This window comes from Phytoactinopolyspora halotolerans (assembly GCF_010550675.1).
GTDB classification, from domain to species: domain Bacteria; phylum Actinomycetota; class Actinomycetes; order Jiangellales; family Jiangellaceae; genus Phytoactinopolyspora; species Phytoactinopolyspora halotolerans.
Window position 1 is genome coordinate 40,861 of sequence record NZ_JAAGOA010000018.1, and the last position, 15,122, is coordinate 55,982.

Sequence of the window (15,122 nt, forward strand, 5' to 3'; positions counted from 1 at the left end):
GCGAACCCCCGTGTTTTAGCCGGACACACTATGACAAATCCGCTCGTCACGATCAAGGTCTGGGTGTAAATCTTCGGTTCGCCGATGTGTGCTAGACAGGATCCCGGCGAGCGGGGGCGCTGGTCCACTGTGAGCAGGTGGTCCGTTTCGCAATCGGGAAGGTTTGGCTCGTTCGGCCGACGTTCGGCTGATGGTTGACACCGGAAGGGGGCGGCCCTAGGGTCGAGCATTCTGGGGTCAATTGGGACGTTTCTCGCGATTGCGAAATTTGGGTTTACCTGTGCCAACAAGGAGGTAAAGTGTCTCGTTCTGCGCGGTTACGGACAGCGCTCGCGGGCAGCGCTGCAGTGATGATGCTCGCTGCGGCGTGTGGGTCTGACGATGATTCGTCCGATGAGGACGCATCGACTCAGGAGGAGAACGGCGGCGCCGACGAGGGCGACGCCGAGGGGGAAGACGACAGCACCGACGACGGCGACGGCGAAGAGGGCGGCGATCTGCCCGCACTCCCGGAGCTGACCGAGGTCAACGTCGGGTATGTCTCGGCGGTGGACCAGATGGGCGTCGCCATCGCTCAGGATCTCGGTTTCTACGACGAACTCAATCTCGACGTGACGCTCGCCGACCCGTTCCCCACCGGCGTGGACGCACTGACCGCGCTCGACGCCGGCGACGTCGACTTCGTACAGGTCGGTACCCCGAGCATCAACGCGGTGCTGGAGGGGATGGACCTGGTCTACCTCGGGAACTACTCGGGAAGCTCCAGCCAGCTCGGCATCGACGAGACGATGGCCATGGTGGCCACCGCCGAGTCCGAGATCGACCCGGACGACCTGACCACGCTGGCCGGTAAGAGCGTCGGTGTGTCGATCGGATCGATCAACCACATGTACCTGCTGGGTCTCCTGGAGGAGAACGGCATGTCGGCGGATGATGTGGAGATCGTGAACACGCCTCCGCCGGAGATGGCAGTGGCGATGGAGACCGGCAGCCTGGACGCGGCGATCGCGTGGGACCCGTGGCCGATCACGATCCGGAACGACGTGGACGGCGTCTTCGAGGCGGTACGCGGTGGCGGCTACATCGCGTACATCGGTTACATCGTCTCTACCAGGGAGTACGCCGAGAGCAACCCGGAGACGGTGGAGGCGTTCCTGACGGCGCGTGCCGCAGCCGACCACTGGATGCGCGAGACCCCGGACGAGGCGGCCGAGGTCACCACGCGGTGGGTTCCGGACACCGAGATCGAGGTGGCCGAGGAAGCCATGCAGTACAACGTCATCCAGCTGGACCCGAGGTTCTCGGCCTGTAACTACCTGGCGCTGGACACCACCATCCAGCTGTTCAACGACATGGAAGCGATCGACGGCACGTACGACGTCAACGATCACTTCATGCCGGGACCGATCCTCAGCGTCATGGAGAGGAACCCGGAGCTCTTCGATGACCTGCCGGAGATCCCGCAGGAGGCGCAGATCACACCGGACTACACCTTCGTCCGTGGAGAAGCCGAGAGTGCTTGCCCGCAGGGCTGACCTCGTCTCGAGCCGGGCCGTCGTCGTAGGAGGACGGCCGTGACGGCGACGCCGGCGAGCCGACGGGGCGGTCACCTGCCCCGCCGGCTCTCGGCGGCCTTCTGGTTCGCCGTTCCGTTCGTGGCGCTGGCCGTGATCTGGGCGATCGCGGTCGAGCTGTCCGGGGTGGAACGGCGGATCTTTCCCCAGGTGACCGACGTCGCATCGGCGTTCGCGGAGATGTGGCGCTCCGGCGACCTGTTCACACACACCGGCGCCAGCCTGCGCCGGATGGGCCTCGGCGTGATCGCGGCGCTGCTGACCGGCATCCCGTTCGGTGTGCTGCTCGGTTCCAGCCGGGTGGCGGCGGCCTTCTTCGCACCGTTGCTGAGGTTCTCGGTGGCGCTGGCCGGAATCGCGTGGATACCGTTTGCCACGCTCTGGCTCGGCTACGGGGAACGCGCCGTCGTCTTCATCGTCTGGAACGCCATGTTCTTCGCTCTGGCGTACAACACGATGCTCGGTGTGCAACGCATCCCCACTCAGCTCATCCGCGCCGCGCGCAGCATGGGCACGCCGCGGCATCGGATGTTCGTCGAGGTGCTGCTGCCGGGGGCGTTGCCGAACATCGTCACCGGCCTTCGAGTCGGCCTCGGCTACGGCTGGCGCGGGCTGGTCGCGGCGGAGATCATCGCGGCCAGCGCCGGCCTCGGTTATTCGATCTTCCTGGCTCAGAAGTACTTCCGCACCGACATCATCATCGCCGGCATGATCATCATCGGGGCGTTGTGGCTGGTGATCGACCGCGCTCTGCTCGCGCCGCTGGAGCGCAGGACCGTCGAGCGGTGGGGCATGAAGGCGGTGAACCTGTAACTATGACGAACATCACACCGTCGACGTCCGGTGCCGGACAGCCGCATCCGAAACCCGGTCCGCCGAAGGCGCGGTTCAGGCCCTGGCTGGTGCGCATGGGCGAGAACCGGGTCGTGCGCACCTTCGGGCCGTTCGTGCCCGTGATCCTGCTGTGGTGGATCATCGCCGAGTTGGAGGTCTTCCCGTCGGCGTTCTTCGTCGGCCCGGGTACCGTCTTCGAGAAGTTCGATGAACTGATCGCGAAGGGGATCCTCCCTGCGTATCTGGGCGACTCGCTGGAACGGCTCTTCTACGGTGTCCTCTTCGGCATGCTGATCGGCGTCCCGGCCGGGTTCATCGTCGCCATGTCGGCCTGGGCGAGGAAACTCACCTGGCCGTTGCTGATGTTCTTCCAGGCCATCGCCGACATCGCCTGGCTGCCGATCGTGATCGTCTGGTTCGGTTTCAGCCTGACCGCGGTCACGTTCGTGATCGTCTACACCATCGTCTTCCCGTTGATGATCAGCATCGTGTCCGGCGTCGAACAGGTACCGCGAGATGTCGTACGTGCGGCCCGCAGCCTCGGTGCCGGGCGGCTGCAGGTGTTCACCGAGGTGATCTTGCCGGGGGCGCTGCCCGCCGTGGCCACCGGCATCCGCACCGGCCTCGGCTACGGCTGGCGGGCGCTGATCGCGGCGGAGATCATCGTGGGAACCAGCGGCGTAGGGTTCCTCATGTTCGATTCCCGCAGAGCGCAGGAGGTGACCGGCGTGTTCGTCGGGATGATCGTGCTGGGCGTGTTGTGGTTCGCCCTGGATGCCCTGGTCCTGGCGCCGTTCGAACGACGCACCATCGAGCGCTGGGGCATGATCCGGACCGCGGAGGCAGGCCGATGAGGACACTCGAGATCAGCAACCTGCACAAGGAGTTCGTCGACGCCTACACCGGGCAGACCGTGGTCGCGGTCGGCGACGTGTCCTTCAGCATCGAGCAGGGCGAGTTCGTTTCGGTGCTGGGTCCGAGCGGTTGCGGGAAGACCACCGTGCTCAACATCGTCGCGGGGTTCGACACACAGACCAGCGGGAGCGTGCTGGTCGGCGGGAAGCAGGTGGACGGGCCGTCGCCGGAGCGTGGCGTCGTCTTCCAGAGCTTCGCGCTGTTCCCGTGGAAGACGGTGCTGGGCAACGTCACCTTCGGACTGCGCATGCGCGGCGTCCCACGCGCCGACCGGGAGGCCGTCGCACACCAGTACCTGGAGTTGGTCGGCCTGCAGGGGTTCGAGGCCAAGTACCCGCACGAACTGTCCGGGGGCATGCAGCAGCGGCTCGGCGTCGCACGCGTGCTGGCCAACGAGCCCGAGGTCATGCTCATGGACGAGCCGTTCGCGAGCGTGGACGCGCAGACCCGTCGCAAGCTCCAGGAGGAGCTCACCGGCATCTTCGAGACGAAGCGGCCGACTGTCTTCTTCGTCACCCACGACGTGGACGAGGCGGTGTTCCTGGCCGATCGCGTGGTCGTTCTCAGCTCCCGGCCCAGTCAGGTGGCCGAGATCGTGACGGTTCCTTTGGAGCGCCCACGGCATTGGCGTTCGGCCCTCGACAACCCCGACTTCCGGCACACCGTCACCTACCTCACGGATCTGCTCGCCGCAGGGGAGCCGAACGCCGACGAGTCCGAGGACGCTCCCGAGACGTCGGCGGCCGCCGGAGCCGTAGGTGAGGGCTGAGGCGCACATGCATCGCTGCGCGATGGACGTGGAGCCGCCGAGGATGGCCGCGACGACGATGGGCGCGGCGATGAGCGCGGCGACGGTGGAGGTGCCATGGTGATGCTGCTGGCGCGGATCGGTCGCACGTTGATCGGCACCATCGGCGGTCGAACCCTGATCGGACTGATCGTGCTGATCGTCGGTTACCAGGTGTGGCTCACGGCCAGCGCGGGCGGGAAGATCGCCGACGGGGTCACGGACGAGCCGGACCGGCGCGGCCAGTACTCCATCGACGTCGAACTCGGCTTCCCGCCGGAGCGGTTCCACATCCTCGAGATGCAGAGCTACGGCCGGATCCGCGGCACCACCGAGAACGTCATCCACCTGAACGGTGTCATGGAGGACGAGATCGACGCCATCGCCCGCAAGTACTGGGTCGAGGAGATCCGCCCCGGCGAGGACTCGGTCTCGCTCTCCGACATCCTCGGCGGCGACTGACCATGATCATGAACACTTACCGTTCACATAGCACGGTAAGTGTTCATGATCATGGGTGTGGCGCCGCGCAGGCGTTCAGGGCGGTGCGAGTCAGGGTCTGTACGCCGACGCCGAGCGCGCGTTCGTCGATGTCGAAGCTGCCCTGGTGGATGTCGTGCATCTCACCGTCGGAGTGGACGCCGAGCCGGGCCATGGCCAGCGGTGCATGCTCGCCGTACCAGGCGAAGTCCTCGCCGCCCATGCTCGTGTTGGTCCGGGCCACGGCGTCCGCGCCAAGTTCAGACGTGACAGCGTCGCGCATCAGCTGCACGCACGTGTCGTCGTTGATCACCGGCGGGACTCCGCGCTCGTAGTTCACCTCGACGGTGGCGCCACAGGCGGCCGCGACGTCGGAGACGATGGAGTGGAAGTTCTTCTCCGCCTCCGCCCACGCGGCGTGGTCCAAGACCCGCAACGTGCCCTTGAGCACGCCTTCCCCGGGGATCGCGTTCGGTGCGTCGCCGGCCTGGATGGCGCCCCACGTCAGCAGCAGCCGAGCGCGCACGTCTGCGCGGCGCGCCAGCAGCGTGGGCGTGTCCACGGCGATCCGGGCGAGCGCGTCCACCACGTCGACGGTCAGATGCGGGCGGGCGGTGTGGCCGCCCGGGCCGAGCACGCGCACGTCGATCAGATCGCAGGCCGCGGTGATCGGGCCCAGCTTGATCCCCACCTGACCGACTTTCAGCCGGGGATCGCAGTGCAGGGCGAACACGCGGTCGACGCCGTCCATCTCCCCGGCGGCGATCACCTCGCGCGCGCCGCCCATCTTCTCCTCGGCCGGTTGGAAGATCACCCGTACCCGCCCCGGCAGATCCGGGGCGTCGGCCAGGGCCAGCGCCGTCCCGAGGGCGATCGTGGTGTGCGCGTCGTGCCCGCAGGCGTGGCACACGCCGTCGACGGTGGACCGGTACGGCACGTCCTTGAGATCGGCGAGCGGCAGTGCGTCCATGTCCGCCCGTACGGCGACGGTGCGCGGCCCGGAGCCGACGTCCACCACCAGGCCGGTGCCACGCGGCAGCACACGCGGCTGCAGCCCGGCCTTGATCAGCCGCTCGCGGACCAGGTCTGTCGTCGCGTGTTCGTTGAATCCGAGCTCGGGGTACGCGTGGATCTGGCGGCGCACGGCTACCAGTTCGTCATGATGAGAACGCACCCAGCTCGCGAGCCAGTTGTCGGTCACGTATGTATGCCTCGTTGTCCTGCCGGTGAGGTGCCCCCACGGCGCTCAGGCCAGCGCGTCTCGCCCGAGGTCGCTTGTGGCGTACCGCGGAAACGGGACCTGCGCCGGCCGCGGCTGCCCGTCAGACGGCACGATCAGTCCAGTGGTCATCTCTTCGAGGAGGCTGTCGACGACCTTGGTCAGGTCTCCGTCGTTGGCCTCCGCTATCGCTCGTTGGCGCTGATAGCTCGCGCCGATCCGCAACAGGTGCTCGACCCGCGCGAGCTCATCAGCGCAGCCGAGTCTACGCGCAATCGGCGCAAGATCGTCGGTCAAATCGAGAATCGCTTGCCGCAGCGGGACAGTGCTGCCGGTTTCGTCGATGATGATCTCGGCGTCGACGCCGAAGCGGGCCGCCCGCCACTTGTTCTCCCGCACCACCCAGCTCTGCGGATTGGGCAGCGTGTAGCCGCGGTCGAGTTCGTGATCGAGCCGGTGGACCAGGCATTGTGCCAGGGCGGCGATGATGGTCACCTCGTCCAGGGTCGGCGAACCGTCGCAGACGCGGAGCTCGACGGTGCCGAAGTCGGGGTGCGGCCGGACGTCCCACCACACCTCCCGGACCGATTCGACGGTCTGTGCGGAGATCAGCGTCTGCATGAAGCTCTCGAACTGGTCCCAGCCGGAGAGCTGGTACGGCAGGCCCGCTGTCGGCAGCGTCTCGAAGACCTTGCTCCGCGACGACGCGAGCCCGGTATCGTGCCCGACCCAGTACGGCGACGATGCGGACAGCGCCAGGAAATGCGGCAGGTAGAAGGTGAGCGCGTTGACGATGGGGATCGCCTTCTGTGGCGACCGGATACCGACATGGACGTGTACGCCGAAGATCTGCAGCCTGCGGGCGAGCCATTGCAGCTGCTCGACGAGTTGCCGATAACGCGGCTTCGGGGTGATGTCCTGGGTGGCCCAGCTGGTGACCGGATGAGTTCCGGCGCAGATGACGCCGAGCCCGCGCCGGGCGGCTGCCCGGCTGACCGTGTCGACGGTCTCGGCCAGATCGGCCCGCGCCTCGGCGACATCGGCGCAGACGCCCGTGATCACCTCGATGGTGGACTGGAAGAGTTCGTGTTTGGCTTTGGGGTGCTCGTCAGCGTCCGCCGGGCAGATGTCCGCGAGGATCTCCACGGCTCCGGAGGTCAGCTCACGGCTCTCCGGATCGATCAGCTGCAGTTCCCACTCGACGCCCAGACTTGCTCGATCTGACGGCGTAAATGGGATCCCCATCTTTGGAGTGTGACATGGAGAAAGGGATCATGGAATAGCAAACCGGAAAGATCACCCGACGTAGTTCTCCGACAGTGCGGTCGCGTAAGCGGTCGACTCGACGACGTTGTTCAGCTGGGCGATCTGCAGCCGGAGCTCGTACGGGTCGTCGCCGAACCGATGCAGCATCGACGTCATCCACCAGGAGAAATGTTGTGCCCGCCAGACTCGTCGCAGCGCATCGCGGCTGTAGTGGTGCAGCGGCTCGTCGTCGCCGTGATTGAACCAGGCATCCAGTGCGCGGGCCATGATCCAGACGTCGTTCACCGCGAGGTTGAGCCCTTTCGCCCCGGTGGGCGGGACGATGTGCACGGCATCACCGGCCAGTAGCAGCCGCCCGTACTGCATGGGTTCGGTGACGAAGCTGCGCATTCCGGTGATGCCCTTATCGAAGATGGGGCCCTCGTTCGGACGCCAGTCCGAGCCGGCCAGCCGGAATCGGGTGGCGAGTTCGGACCAGATCCGCTCGTCCGGCCACGCAGCGATGTCTTCGTCGGCGGACACCTGCAGGTAGAGCCGGGAGACATGGTCCGAGCGCATGCTGTAGAGGGCGAAGCCCTCGTCGTGCAGGCAGTAGATCAGCTCGTCGATGGCGGGCTTCGCCTCGGCCAGGATGCCCAGCCATCCGAACGGATATTCGCGCTCGTAGACGGTGAGTTCACCGGCCGGCACGGACGGCCGGCACACGCCGTGGAAGCCGTCGCAGCCGGCGATCACGTCGCAGCTCAGCTCCTGCTCGGTGGCACCGTGCCGGAATCTGATGGTGGGGCGGTCACCGGTGAGACCGTCGATCCGGACGTCGGCGACCTCGAATCGGATGTCCGCACCGTCATCGAGCCTCCGCGCCACCAGGTCCTTGACGACCTCCTGCTGCCCGTAGACGGTGATAGCGCGGCCGGTCAGCTCGGTCATCGGAATCCGATGGGGCTCGCCGTCGAAGCGGAGCTCGATGCCCTCGTGGCGCTTGCCCTCCGCGTCCATCCGGGCGCTCACCCCCGCCTCGCGGAGGATGTCGACGGTGCCCTGTTCGAGTACGCCGGCGCGCACCCGATGCTCGATGTGGTCGCGGGTACGCGCCTCCAGCACCACCGACGAGATGCCGTGCAGATGGAGCAGGTGGGAGAGGAGCAGTCCTGCGGGACCCGCGCCGACGATGCCGACGTGTGTATGCATAGACCGACGGTAGCGCCGCCGTGTGTTCGAATCAAGAACGAAAGTGCGCTATACGTACGACGATCGGTGAAGCGACGCGGGTGAGTTGACGCGCACGTGGTCTCCGTCTATGTTCGTTCAGAGAACGGGCGTACGAATAACGAACAATGGGAGCGGCCGTGGCTGAAGTGGTGGCGTTGGGCGAGGCCGTCGCGTCGGCGGTGCACGACGGCGACACGGTGGCCCTGGAGGGCTTCACACACCTGATTCCGGTCGCGGCCGGCCAGGAGATCATCCGACAGGGCCGACGGGACCTCACCCTGGTGCGGATGACCCCGGATATCGTCTATGACCAGCTCATCGGTGCCGGGTGTGCACGCAAGCTGGTCTTCTCGTGGGGCGGCAACCCGGGTGTCGGCTCGTTGCACCGGTTCCGGGATGCCGTCGAAAACGCCTGGCCGGTGCCGCTGGAGCTGGAAGAGCACAGCCACGCCGGCATGGCCAACCGCTACGTGGCGGGTGCGTCCGGGCTGCCGTTCGCGGTCTTGCGAGGGTATGCCGGCACGGACCTTCCCACAGTGACCGGCACCATCACACACATCACCTGCCCGTTCACGTCCGAGCGGCTGGCGGCGGTGCCGGCGCTCAACCCGGACGTGGCGGTCATCCACGCCCAGCGCGCCGATCGTGCCGGAAACGTGCAGATGTGGGGGCTCGTCGGGGTGCAGAAGGAAGCCGTCCTGGCGTCGGCCCGCAGCATCGTCACGGTCGAAGAGGTCGTCGACGAGCTCAGCCCCGTCCCGGGAGAGCTGGTACTGCCGTCGTGGGCCGTCACCTATGTCGCCGAGGTCCCGGGCGGGGCGCATCCGTCGTACGCGCAGGGATACTCGGATCGGGACAACGCGTACTACCAGGAGTGGGACGCCATCAGCCGGGACCGGGACACGTTCGAGGCCTGGATAGGCCGGGAGGTGCGGGTATGACGGGCACGGACACCACCTACAGCACGGACGAGATGATGTCCGTCGCCGCTGCGCGGGCGTTGCGCGACGGCGCGTCGTGCTTCGTCGGTATCGGCCTGCCCTCCACCGCGGCGAACCTCGCGCGCCGCACCCGCGCGCCCAACCTGAACCTGATCTACGAGGCCGGCGCGCTCGGTGCCAAACCGGATCGGCTGCCACTGTCCATCGGTGACGGCGTCCTCGGTGAGACGGCGGACGCCGTCGTCAGCGTGCCGGAGGTGTTCAACTACTGGCTGCAGCCGGGGCGGATCGACGTGGGGTTCCTCGGCGCGGCGCAGCTGGACCGATTCGCCAACATCAACACCACGGTCATCGGCGAGTACGGCAACCCCAAGGTGCGGCTGCCCGGGGCGGGCGGCGCGCCGGAGATCGCGGCCTCGTGCCGGGAGGTGTTCGTCGTCGTGCGGCAGAGCCGGCGCAGCTTCGTGGAGAAGGTCGACTTCGTGACGTCCGTGGGACACGGCCGGGACGGCGCCGAACGGGCCCGCCTCGGCCTTCCCGGCGCAGGCCCGACCCTGGTCGTCACCGACCTCGGCATGTTGCGGCCCGACCCGGAGACGAAGGAGTTGGTGCTGACCGGCGTCCATCCGGGCGTGGAGGTTGAGCAGGTGCGGGAGGCGACCGGCTGGGAGCTGCGCGTCTCGCCGGACCTGGAGACCACACCGCCGCCGACGGACGTGGAGCTGCGTACGCTCCGGGCGTTGCAGTCCACCATCGGCACGAACGCGGGGAGATAGGCATGCGTCGCACGCGTCGTCGGCCGGAACGCCCGGCGATGGGATGCGGGTTTGGTGCGCCAGGACGCACCAAACCCGCATCCCATCGGGGACGCTGTGCGAACGTGGAGGGTCATCGGGCGAGGGAGATACGGTGAACGACGCGTACATCCTGGATGCGGTGCGTACACCGTTCGGCCGGTACGGCAAAGGGCTGGCCGACGTCCGCCCGGACGATCTGGCCGCGCACGTGCTGCGTACGGTCGGCGTGCGGACGGGTCTGGATCCGGCCGACGTCGACGACGTCGTGTTCGGTGCGGCCAACCAGGCGGGCGAGGACAACCGGAACGTGGGCCGGATGGCGGCGCTGCTGGCCGGCTGGCCCACCACCGTGCCGGGCACCACGGTGAACCGGCTCTGCGGATCGAGCCTGGATGCGGCGATGCAGGCATCCCGGATGATCATGGTCGGCGACGCGTCGCTCGTCGTCGTCGGCGGCGTGGAGTCGATGAGCCGGGCGCCGTGGGTGCTGCCCAAGCCGTCGAAGGCCTTCCCGGCCGGGGCGGAGACGCTGCACTCGACCACCCTCGGGTGGCGGTTGACGAATCCGGCGATGCCGAAGGAATGGACGGTCTCGCTCGGCGAGAGTACCGAGATCCTCGCCGAGCGATACGGCATCGGCCGCGACGAGCAGGACCGGTTCGCGCTCCGCAGCCACCAGCTCGCCGACGCCGCCTGGAACGCCGGCTTCTACGACACCCATGTGACGCCGGTGCCCGGCACCGACCTCGTCCGGGACGAGGGCATCCGCACCGACACGTCGCTGGAGAAGCTGGCCAAGCTGGCGCCCGCGTTCCGGCCGGATGGCACCGTGACCGCCGGCAACGCGTCGCCGCTGAACGACGGTGCGTCGGCGCTGCTGCTCGGCGACCAGACCGCGGCCGACCGGCTCGGAGCGACGCCGCTGGCGCGGATCGCGGCGCGCGGTGCCGCCGGTGTCGATCCGGACGTGTTCGGCATCGGCCCGGTGCGGGCAGCCGAGACCGCGCTGAAGCGGGCCGGGATCGGCTGGGCGGACCTCGGCGTCGTCGAGCTGAACGAGGCCTACGCCGCCCAATCCCTCGCCTGCCTGGCCGAGTGGCCGGAGCTGGACCCCGAGATCGTCAACGTCAACGGCGGCGCGATCGCCATCGGCCATCCGCTCGGCGCCTCCGGCGGCCGGATCCTCGCCCAGCTCGCCCATGAGCTGCGCCGGCGGGGAGGCGGCTGGGGATTGGCGGTGCTGTGCATCGGCGTGGGCCAAGGACTCGCCGTCGTCCTAGAGGCATGAAGCATGAGGCATGAGGAATGAGGCATGACGTGGAACGCGGGCGGACCGCGGACGGACGCCGACAGACCGCAGATAGACACCGCAGACGGACCGTACACAGATCGCAGACAGACCGCCGGCAACACTGATACCGCGAAGGGCCTGACGACATGACCGGACTGGACGACATCCGCGCCCCGGGCGCCGTGACCCGCGGCGGACTGGTGCTCCCGCATTATCCGATCCCGAAGGACGTCCACCCGTCGCTCGACTCACCGGAGTACCGGTCCACCGCGCTGCGGCATCCGACGCAGCCGTTGCAGCTCATGCCGCAGCGGCTGACCGAGGTGACCGGGCCGCTGCTCGGCGAGGAACGGGTCGGCGAACTCGACCACGACCTCACCCGTCAGCACGACGGCGAGCCGCAGGGGCAGCGGATCATCGTGCACGGCCGGGTCCTGGAGGAGGACGGACGGCCGGTGCCGAACACGCTGGTGGAGGTCTGGCAGGCCAACGCGGCCGGCCGGTACCGCCACACCGGCGACAACTGGCCGGCGCCGCTGGATCCGAACTTCACCGGAGTGGGCCGCTGCATGACCGACGCCGACGGCCACTACCGGTTCGTGACGGTCAAGCCGGGCATCTATCCGTGGCGCAACCATGACAACGCGTGGCGCCCCTCGCACATCCACTTCTCCCTGTTCGGCCGCGCGTTCACCCAGCGGCTGATCACCCAGATGTACTTTCCCGACGATCCGCTGTTCTTCCAGGACCCGATGTGGAACTCGGTGCGCGACGAGAACGCGCGGCAGCGGATGCTGTGCCACTACGACCACAGTGCCACGGAGGCGGAGTGGGCCTTGGGGTTCCGCTTCGACATCGTCCTGCGCGGTCCGCAGGCCAGCGTCTTCGAAGAGGAGGACGACGACGATGAGTGATCAGAACGCGGCGGTGGGCGCGGGCGGCCGGTTGGGCGTCACCCCGTCCCAGACCGTCGGGCCGTTCTTGCACATCGGCCTGCCCTGGCCGGACGGACCGTATGTGGTGCCGGAGGGCACGGCGGGGGCGGTGTGGATCACCGGCACCGTGTACGACGGCGCCGGGCAACCGGTGCCGGACGCCGTGGTCGAGACCTGGCAGGCGGACCCCGACGGCCGATTCGACCACCCGGACGATCCGCGCGGCGCGGCGAAGCCGTCGATACCGGGGTTCCGCGGTTTCGCGCGCTGCGACACCGACGCGGACGGGCGGTACCGGGTGCTGACGGTGAAACCCGGTCCGTTGCCGTGCCCGGACGGCGGGACGGAGGCGCCGCACCTGGACGTCACCGTGCTGGCGCGTGGCCTGCTCGACCGGGTGGTGACCCGGATCTACTTCCCGGACGAGGACGCCGCCAACGCGGCGGATCCGGTGATGTCCGCGGTTCCGCCGGATCGGCGTGGCACGCTGGTGGCGGAGCCGGACGGCGACGGCGGGCTCCGGTTCGACATCCGGCTCCAGGGCGACGGGGAGACGATCTTCTTCGAGGTCTGACGAGCCGGACTGCCCGTGATCATCGACCGATCGACCGTCTCTGACCGGTCCAACGGTTGGTGATCACGGGAGGAGGAGGTGAGATGGCGGGGCTGCTGGAGGCGCTGGACGGCGACCCGGCGGTCGACCGCGAGGTCGGCGACGGGGCGCTGGTGCGCGCGCTGCTCGACGTCGAGGCCGCGCTGGCTCGTGCGCTCGCCCGGGCCGGGCTGGTCTCCGACGACGCCGCGGCGGCCGTCGCGGAGGCGGCGTCGACACTGGACGTGGACGCCGAGGAGTTGGGCCGACGAGCGGTCGCGGCGGGCAACCCCGTGGTTCCGCTCGTGCGAGACCTCGCCGCGGCCGTGCCGGAGCATGCCCAAGACGCCGTCCATCGAGGAGCCACCAGCCAAGACATCCTCGACACCGCCTTGCAGCTGCTGGCGAGGCGGGCATTGGAGCCAGTGCTGCAGTACCTGCGCGCGGCCGGCGACGCCGCTGCTCGCCTCGCCAGGGATCACCGGCGGACGGTGATGGTCGCGCGCACGCTCGGCCAACCGGCACAACCGACGACGTTCGGCCTGCGGGCAGCGAACTGGCTGGCCGGTCTGGACGCGGCGAACGCTGAGCTGACGAGGATCCGGGACGAGGTGCTCGCGGTTCAGCTCGGTGGCGCCGCCGGCACCCTGGCCGGATACGACGCCGGGCCCGCAGACGGGCGGGGGAGCGAGCCGCTGGCCGCCGGGGTGCAGGTGATGGCACATCTGGCCGACGAGCTGGGACTGGCGGACCCCGGGGTGCCGTGGCACACCGAACGATCGCGGGTGCAGACTCTCGGTTCGGCGCTCGGCGTCGCCGTCGCCGCGTGCGGCAAGGTGGCCACCGACGTCATCCTGCAGTCGCAGGGCGAGATCGCAGAGGTCGCGGAGGGAGCGCCGGGCGGTTCCTCGGCCATGCCGCATAAGCGCAACCCGGTCGCCTCCGTGCTGGTCGTGGCGGCGGCCCGGCGGAGCCCGGGACTGGTCGGCACGCTGCTCGCCAGCGGGTTGCACGAACAGGACCGCGCCACCGGTTCCTGGCACGCCGAATGGGCTCCGTTGCGTGAGTTGCTCCGGCTGTCCGGCGGCGCCGCGGCGCATACCGCGTCGGTGCTGGACGGCTTGGACGTGGACCCGGTGGTGATGCGTCGCAACCTCGATGCCGCGGCTCCCGGCGTCTTCTCTGAGTCGCTGGCCGCCCCGCTGATTCCGGTGCTCGGCCGGGCCGCGGCACAGGACGCGGTGCGCGCGGCGCTGGACGAGGCGCCTGGCGGCGGCCTCGAGCTGGTGGCGGTCCTCCGTCACGACCCGGCCGTCGCCGACGCCGTCGACGAGGGCGAACTGGCCGCCCGGCTCGATCCTGTACACGCACTGGGTGCGGCCGATGCCGTCATCGACCGGCACCTTCGCGCCCATGATCGTCAACGGGTGGTCGCACCATGACCGGGCCGATGGTTGATGATCACGGCGTCGGACGTCGGGAGCGGCATCGGCTCGGGTACGACATTCATGGACCGGCGGACGCGCCGGTAGTGGTGCTGGGCAGCTCGCTGGGAACCACGCGTGCCATGTGGGATCCGCAGCTGGACGCCCTGAGCGCGTCGTTCCGGGTGATCCGTTACGACCATCTGGGACACGGCGCGTCCGAGGTGCCGCCGGGGCCGTACTCGATCGAAGGGTTGGCGGCGGACCTGATAGGCCTGCTGGACGAGCTCGGTGTGCGCCGGGCCCATCTCGGCGGCCTCTCGCTCGGTGGCATGGTCGCGCTGCAGGCCGCGGCCGCCTTTCCGGAGCGCGTCGACCGGTTGGCCGTGATCTGCTCCTCGGCACACCTGCCCCCGGCGGACGGGTGGCGCGAGCGCGCGGCGACCGTCCGCGACGGCGGGATGGCGGCGGTGGCGGACCGCGTCGTCGCGCGCTGGTTCACGTCGGCGTTCGCGGAGACAGCCGCGGCGAAGGCGCTCTACGACGACCTGCTGCGGACACCGGCGGAAGGATATGCGGGCTGTTGCGAGGCGATCGCCGCGATGGATCTGCGGCCGGTGCTGTCCCAGGTACGCAGCCCGACGCTCGTCGTCGCCGGCGAGCAGGATCCGGCGACGCCGATCGAGCACGCGCGGACCGTCGCCGACGGGGTGGCTCAGGGCGGTGCACCGGTCCGGGTGGAGACGGTCCGGCCGGCAGCACATCTCGGTAGTGTGGAACGTCCGGAGGAGGTCAGCGGGCTGCTCCTGGACCACCTGCGGACCTCTGCCGGTGAATCGGCTTAGGCCGCAGCCT

The 15,122-nt window shown here is 68.8% G+C and carries 15 protein-coding genes; 12 read left to right on the top strand and 3 right to left on the bottom strand.

What is annotated here, in order from left to right; genetic code table 11:
• Positions 1-299 precede the first annotated feature (299 nt).
• The 5 genes from G1H10_RS22415 to G1H10_RS22435 all read left to right on the top strand — a co-directional run bounded on the left by G1H10_RS22415 (position 300) and on the right by G1H10_RS22435 (position 4,572).
• Positions 300-1,535: an ABC transporter substrate-binding protein gene (locus G1H10_RS22415; RefSeq protein ID WP_216853562.1), complete on the top strand. Its 1,236-nt coding sequence runs from the start codon at positions 300-302 to the stop codon at positions 1,533-1,535.
• A 39-nt stretch (positions 1,536-1,574) separates the two neighbouring features.
• Positions 1,575-2,387, top strand: coding sequence for an ABC transporter permease (locus tag G1H10_RS22420; RefSeq protein WP_163741938.1), 813 nt, complete (start codon positions 1,575-1,577; stop codon positions 2,385-2,387).
• A 2-nt stretch (positions 2,388-2,389) separates the two neighbouring features.
• On the top strand, positions 2,390-3,262 hold the full coding sequence (locus G1H10_RS22425) for an ABC transporter permease (RefSeq protein ID WP_216853563.1): 873 nt from the start codon (positions 2,390-2,392) through the stop codon (positions 3,260-3,262).
• Complete coding sequence (locus tag G1H10_RS22430; protein WP_163741940.1) at positions 3,259-4,092, top strand: ABC transporter ATP-binding protein; 834 nt, start codon at positions 3,259-3,261, stop codon at positions 4,090-4,092. Before G1H10_RS22425 ends, G1H10_RS22430 begins: the two co-directional genes overlap by 4 nt.
• Positions 4,093-4,188: 96 nt before the next feature.
• On the top strand, positions 4,189-4,572 hold the full coding sequence (locus G1H10_RS22435; RefSeq protein ID WP_163741942.1) for a hypothetical protein: 384 nt from the start codon (positions 4,189-4,191) through the stop codon (positions 4,570-4,572).
• 49 nt (positions 4,573-4,621) lie between these two features.
• Here G1H10_RS22435 and G1H10_RS22440 read toward each other — a convergent pair whose 3' ends face one another.
• From G1H10_RS22440 to G1H10_RS22450, 3 genes are read right to left on the bottom strand one after another with little or no spacing between them, the layout of a single operon-like run.
• Positions 4,622-5,791 (bottom strand): amidohydrolase, encoded by a 1,170-nt coding sequence (locus tag G1H10_RS22440; RefSeq protein ID WP_163741943.1) that lies wholly within the window; start codon positions 5,789-5,791, stop codon positions 4,622-4,624.
• A 45-nt stretch (positions 5,792-5,836) separates the two neighbouring features.
• Entirely contained in the window at positions 5,837-7,054 is a 1,218-nt protein-coding gene (locus G1H10_RS22445) for a glutamate--cysteine ligase (RefSeq protein ID WP_163741945.1), read from the bottom strand.
• A 51-nt stretch (positions 7,055-7,105) separates the two neighbouring features.
• Positions 7,106-8,266 carry a 4-hydroxybenzoate 3-monooxygenase gene (locus tag G1H10_RS22450; RefSeq protein ID WP_163741947.1) on the bottom strand — a complete coding sequence of 387 codons (1,161 nt, stop codon included), beginning with the start codon at positions 8,264-8,266 and terminating at the stop codon, positions 7,106-7,108.
• 158 nt (positions 8,267-8,424) lie between these two features.
• Between G1H10_RS22450 and G1H10_RS22455 the strand changes: the two genes are divergently transcribed.
• The 7 genes from G1H10_RS22455 to pcaD all read left to right on the top strand — a co-directional run bounded on the left by G1H10_RS22455 (position 8,425) and on the right by pcaD (position 15,112).
• A complete protein-coding gene (locus tag G1H10_RS22455; protein WP_163741948.1) occupies positions 8,425-9,228 on the top strand; it encodes a CoA transferase subunit A in 804 nt (267 codons plus the stop codon).
• Positions 9,225-10,004 (top strand): CoA-transferase subunit beta, encoded by a 780-nt coding sequence (locus tag G1H10_RS22460; protein WP_163741950.1) that lies wholly within the window; start codon positions 9,225-9,227, stop codon positions 10,002-10,004. Before G1H10_RS22455 ends, G1H10_RS22460 begins: the two co-directional genes overlap by 4 nt.
• A 133-nt stretch (positions 10,005-10,137) precedes the next feature.
• Positions 10,138-11,313, top strand: a complete 1,176-nt coding sequence (locus G1H10_RS22465) for a thiolase family protein (RefSeq protein ID WP_163741952.1) — start codon at positions 10,138-10,140, stop codon at positions 11,311-11,313.
• Between the two features lie 149 nt (positions 11,314-11,462).
• Positions 11,463-12,230 carry a protocatechuate 3,4-dioxygenase subunit beta gene (gene pcaH, locus G1H10_RS22470; RefSeq protein ID WP_163741954.1) on the top strand — a complete coding sequence of 256 codons (768 nt, stop codon included), beginning with the start codon at positions 11,463-11,465 and terminating at the stop codon, positions 12,228-12,230.
• Entirely contained in the window at positions 12,223-12,825 is a 603-nt protein-coding gene (gene pcaG, locus G1H10_RS22475) for a protocatechuate 3,4-dioxygenase subunit alpha (RefSeq protein WP_163741956.1), read from the top strand. The genes pcaH and pcaG overlap by 8 nt, the downstream gene beginning before the upstream one ends.
• An 83-nt stretch (positions 12,826-12,908) precedes the next feature.
• Entirely contained in the window at positions 12,909-14,285 is a 1,377-nt protein-coding gene (pcaB, locus tag G1H10_RS22480; protein ID WP_163741958.1) for a 3-carboxy-cis,cis-muconate cycloisomerase, read from the top strand.
• Positions 14,286-14,293: 8 nt separating this feature from the next.
• Complete coding sequence (gene pcaD / locus G1H10_RS22485) at positions 14,294-15,112, top strand: 3-oxoadipate enol-lactonase (protein WP_163741960.1); 819 nt, start codon at positions 14,294-14,296, stop codon at positions 15,110-15,112.
• Positions 15,113-15,122: the final 10 nt, after the last annotated feature.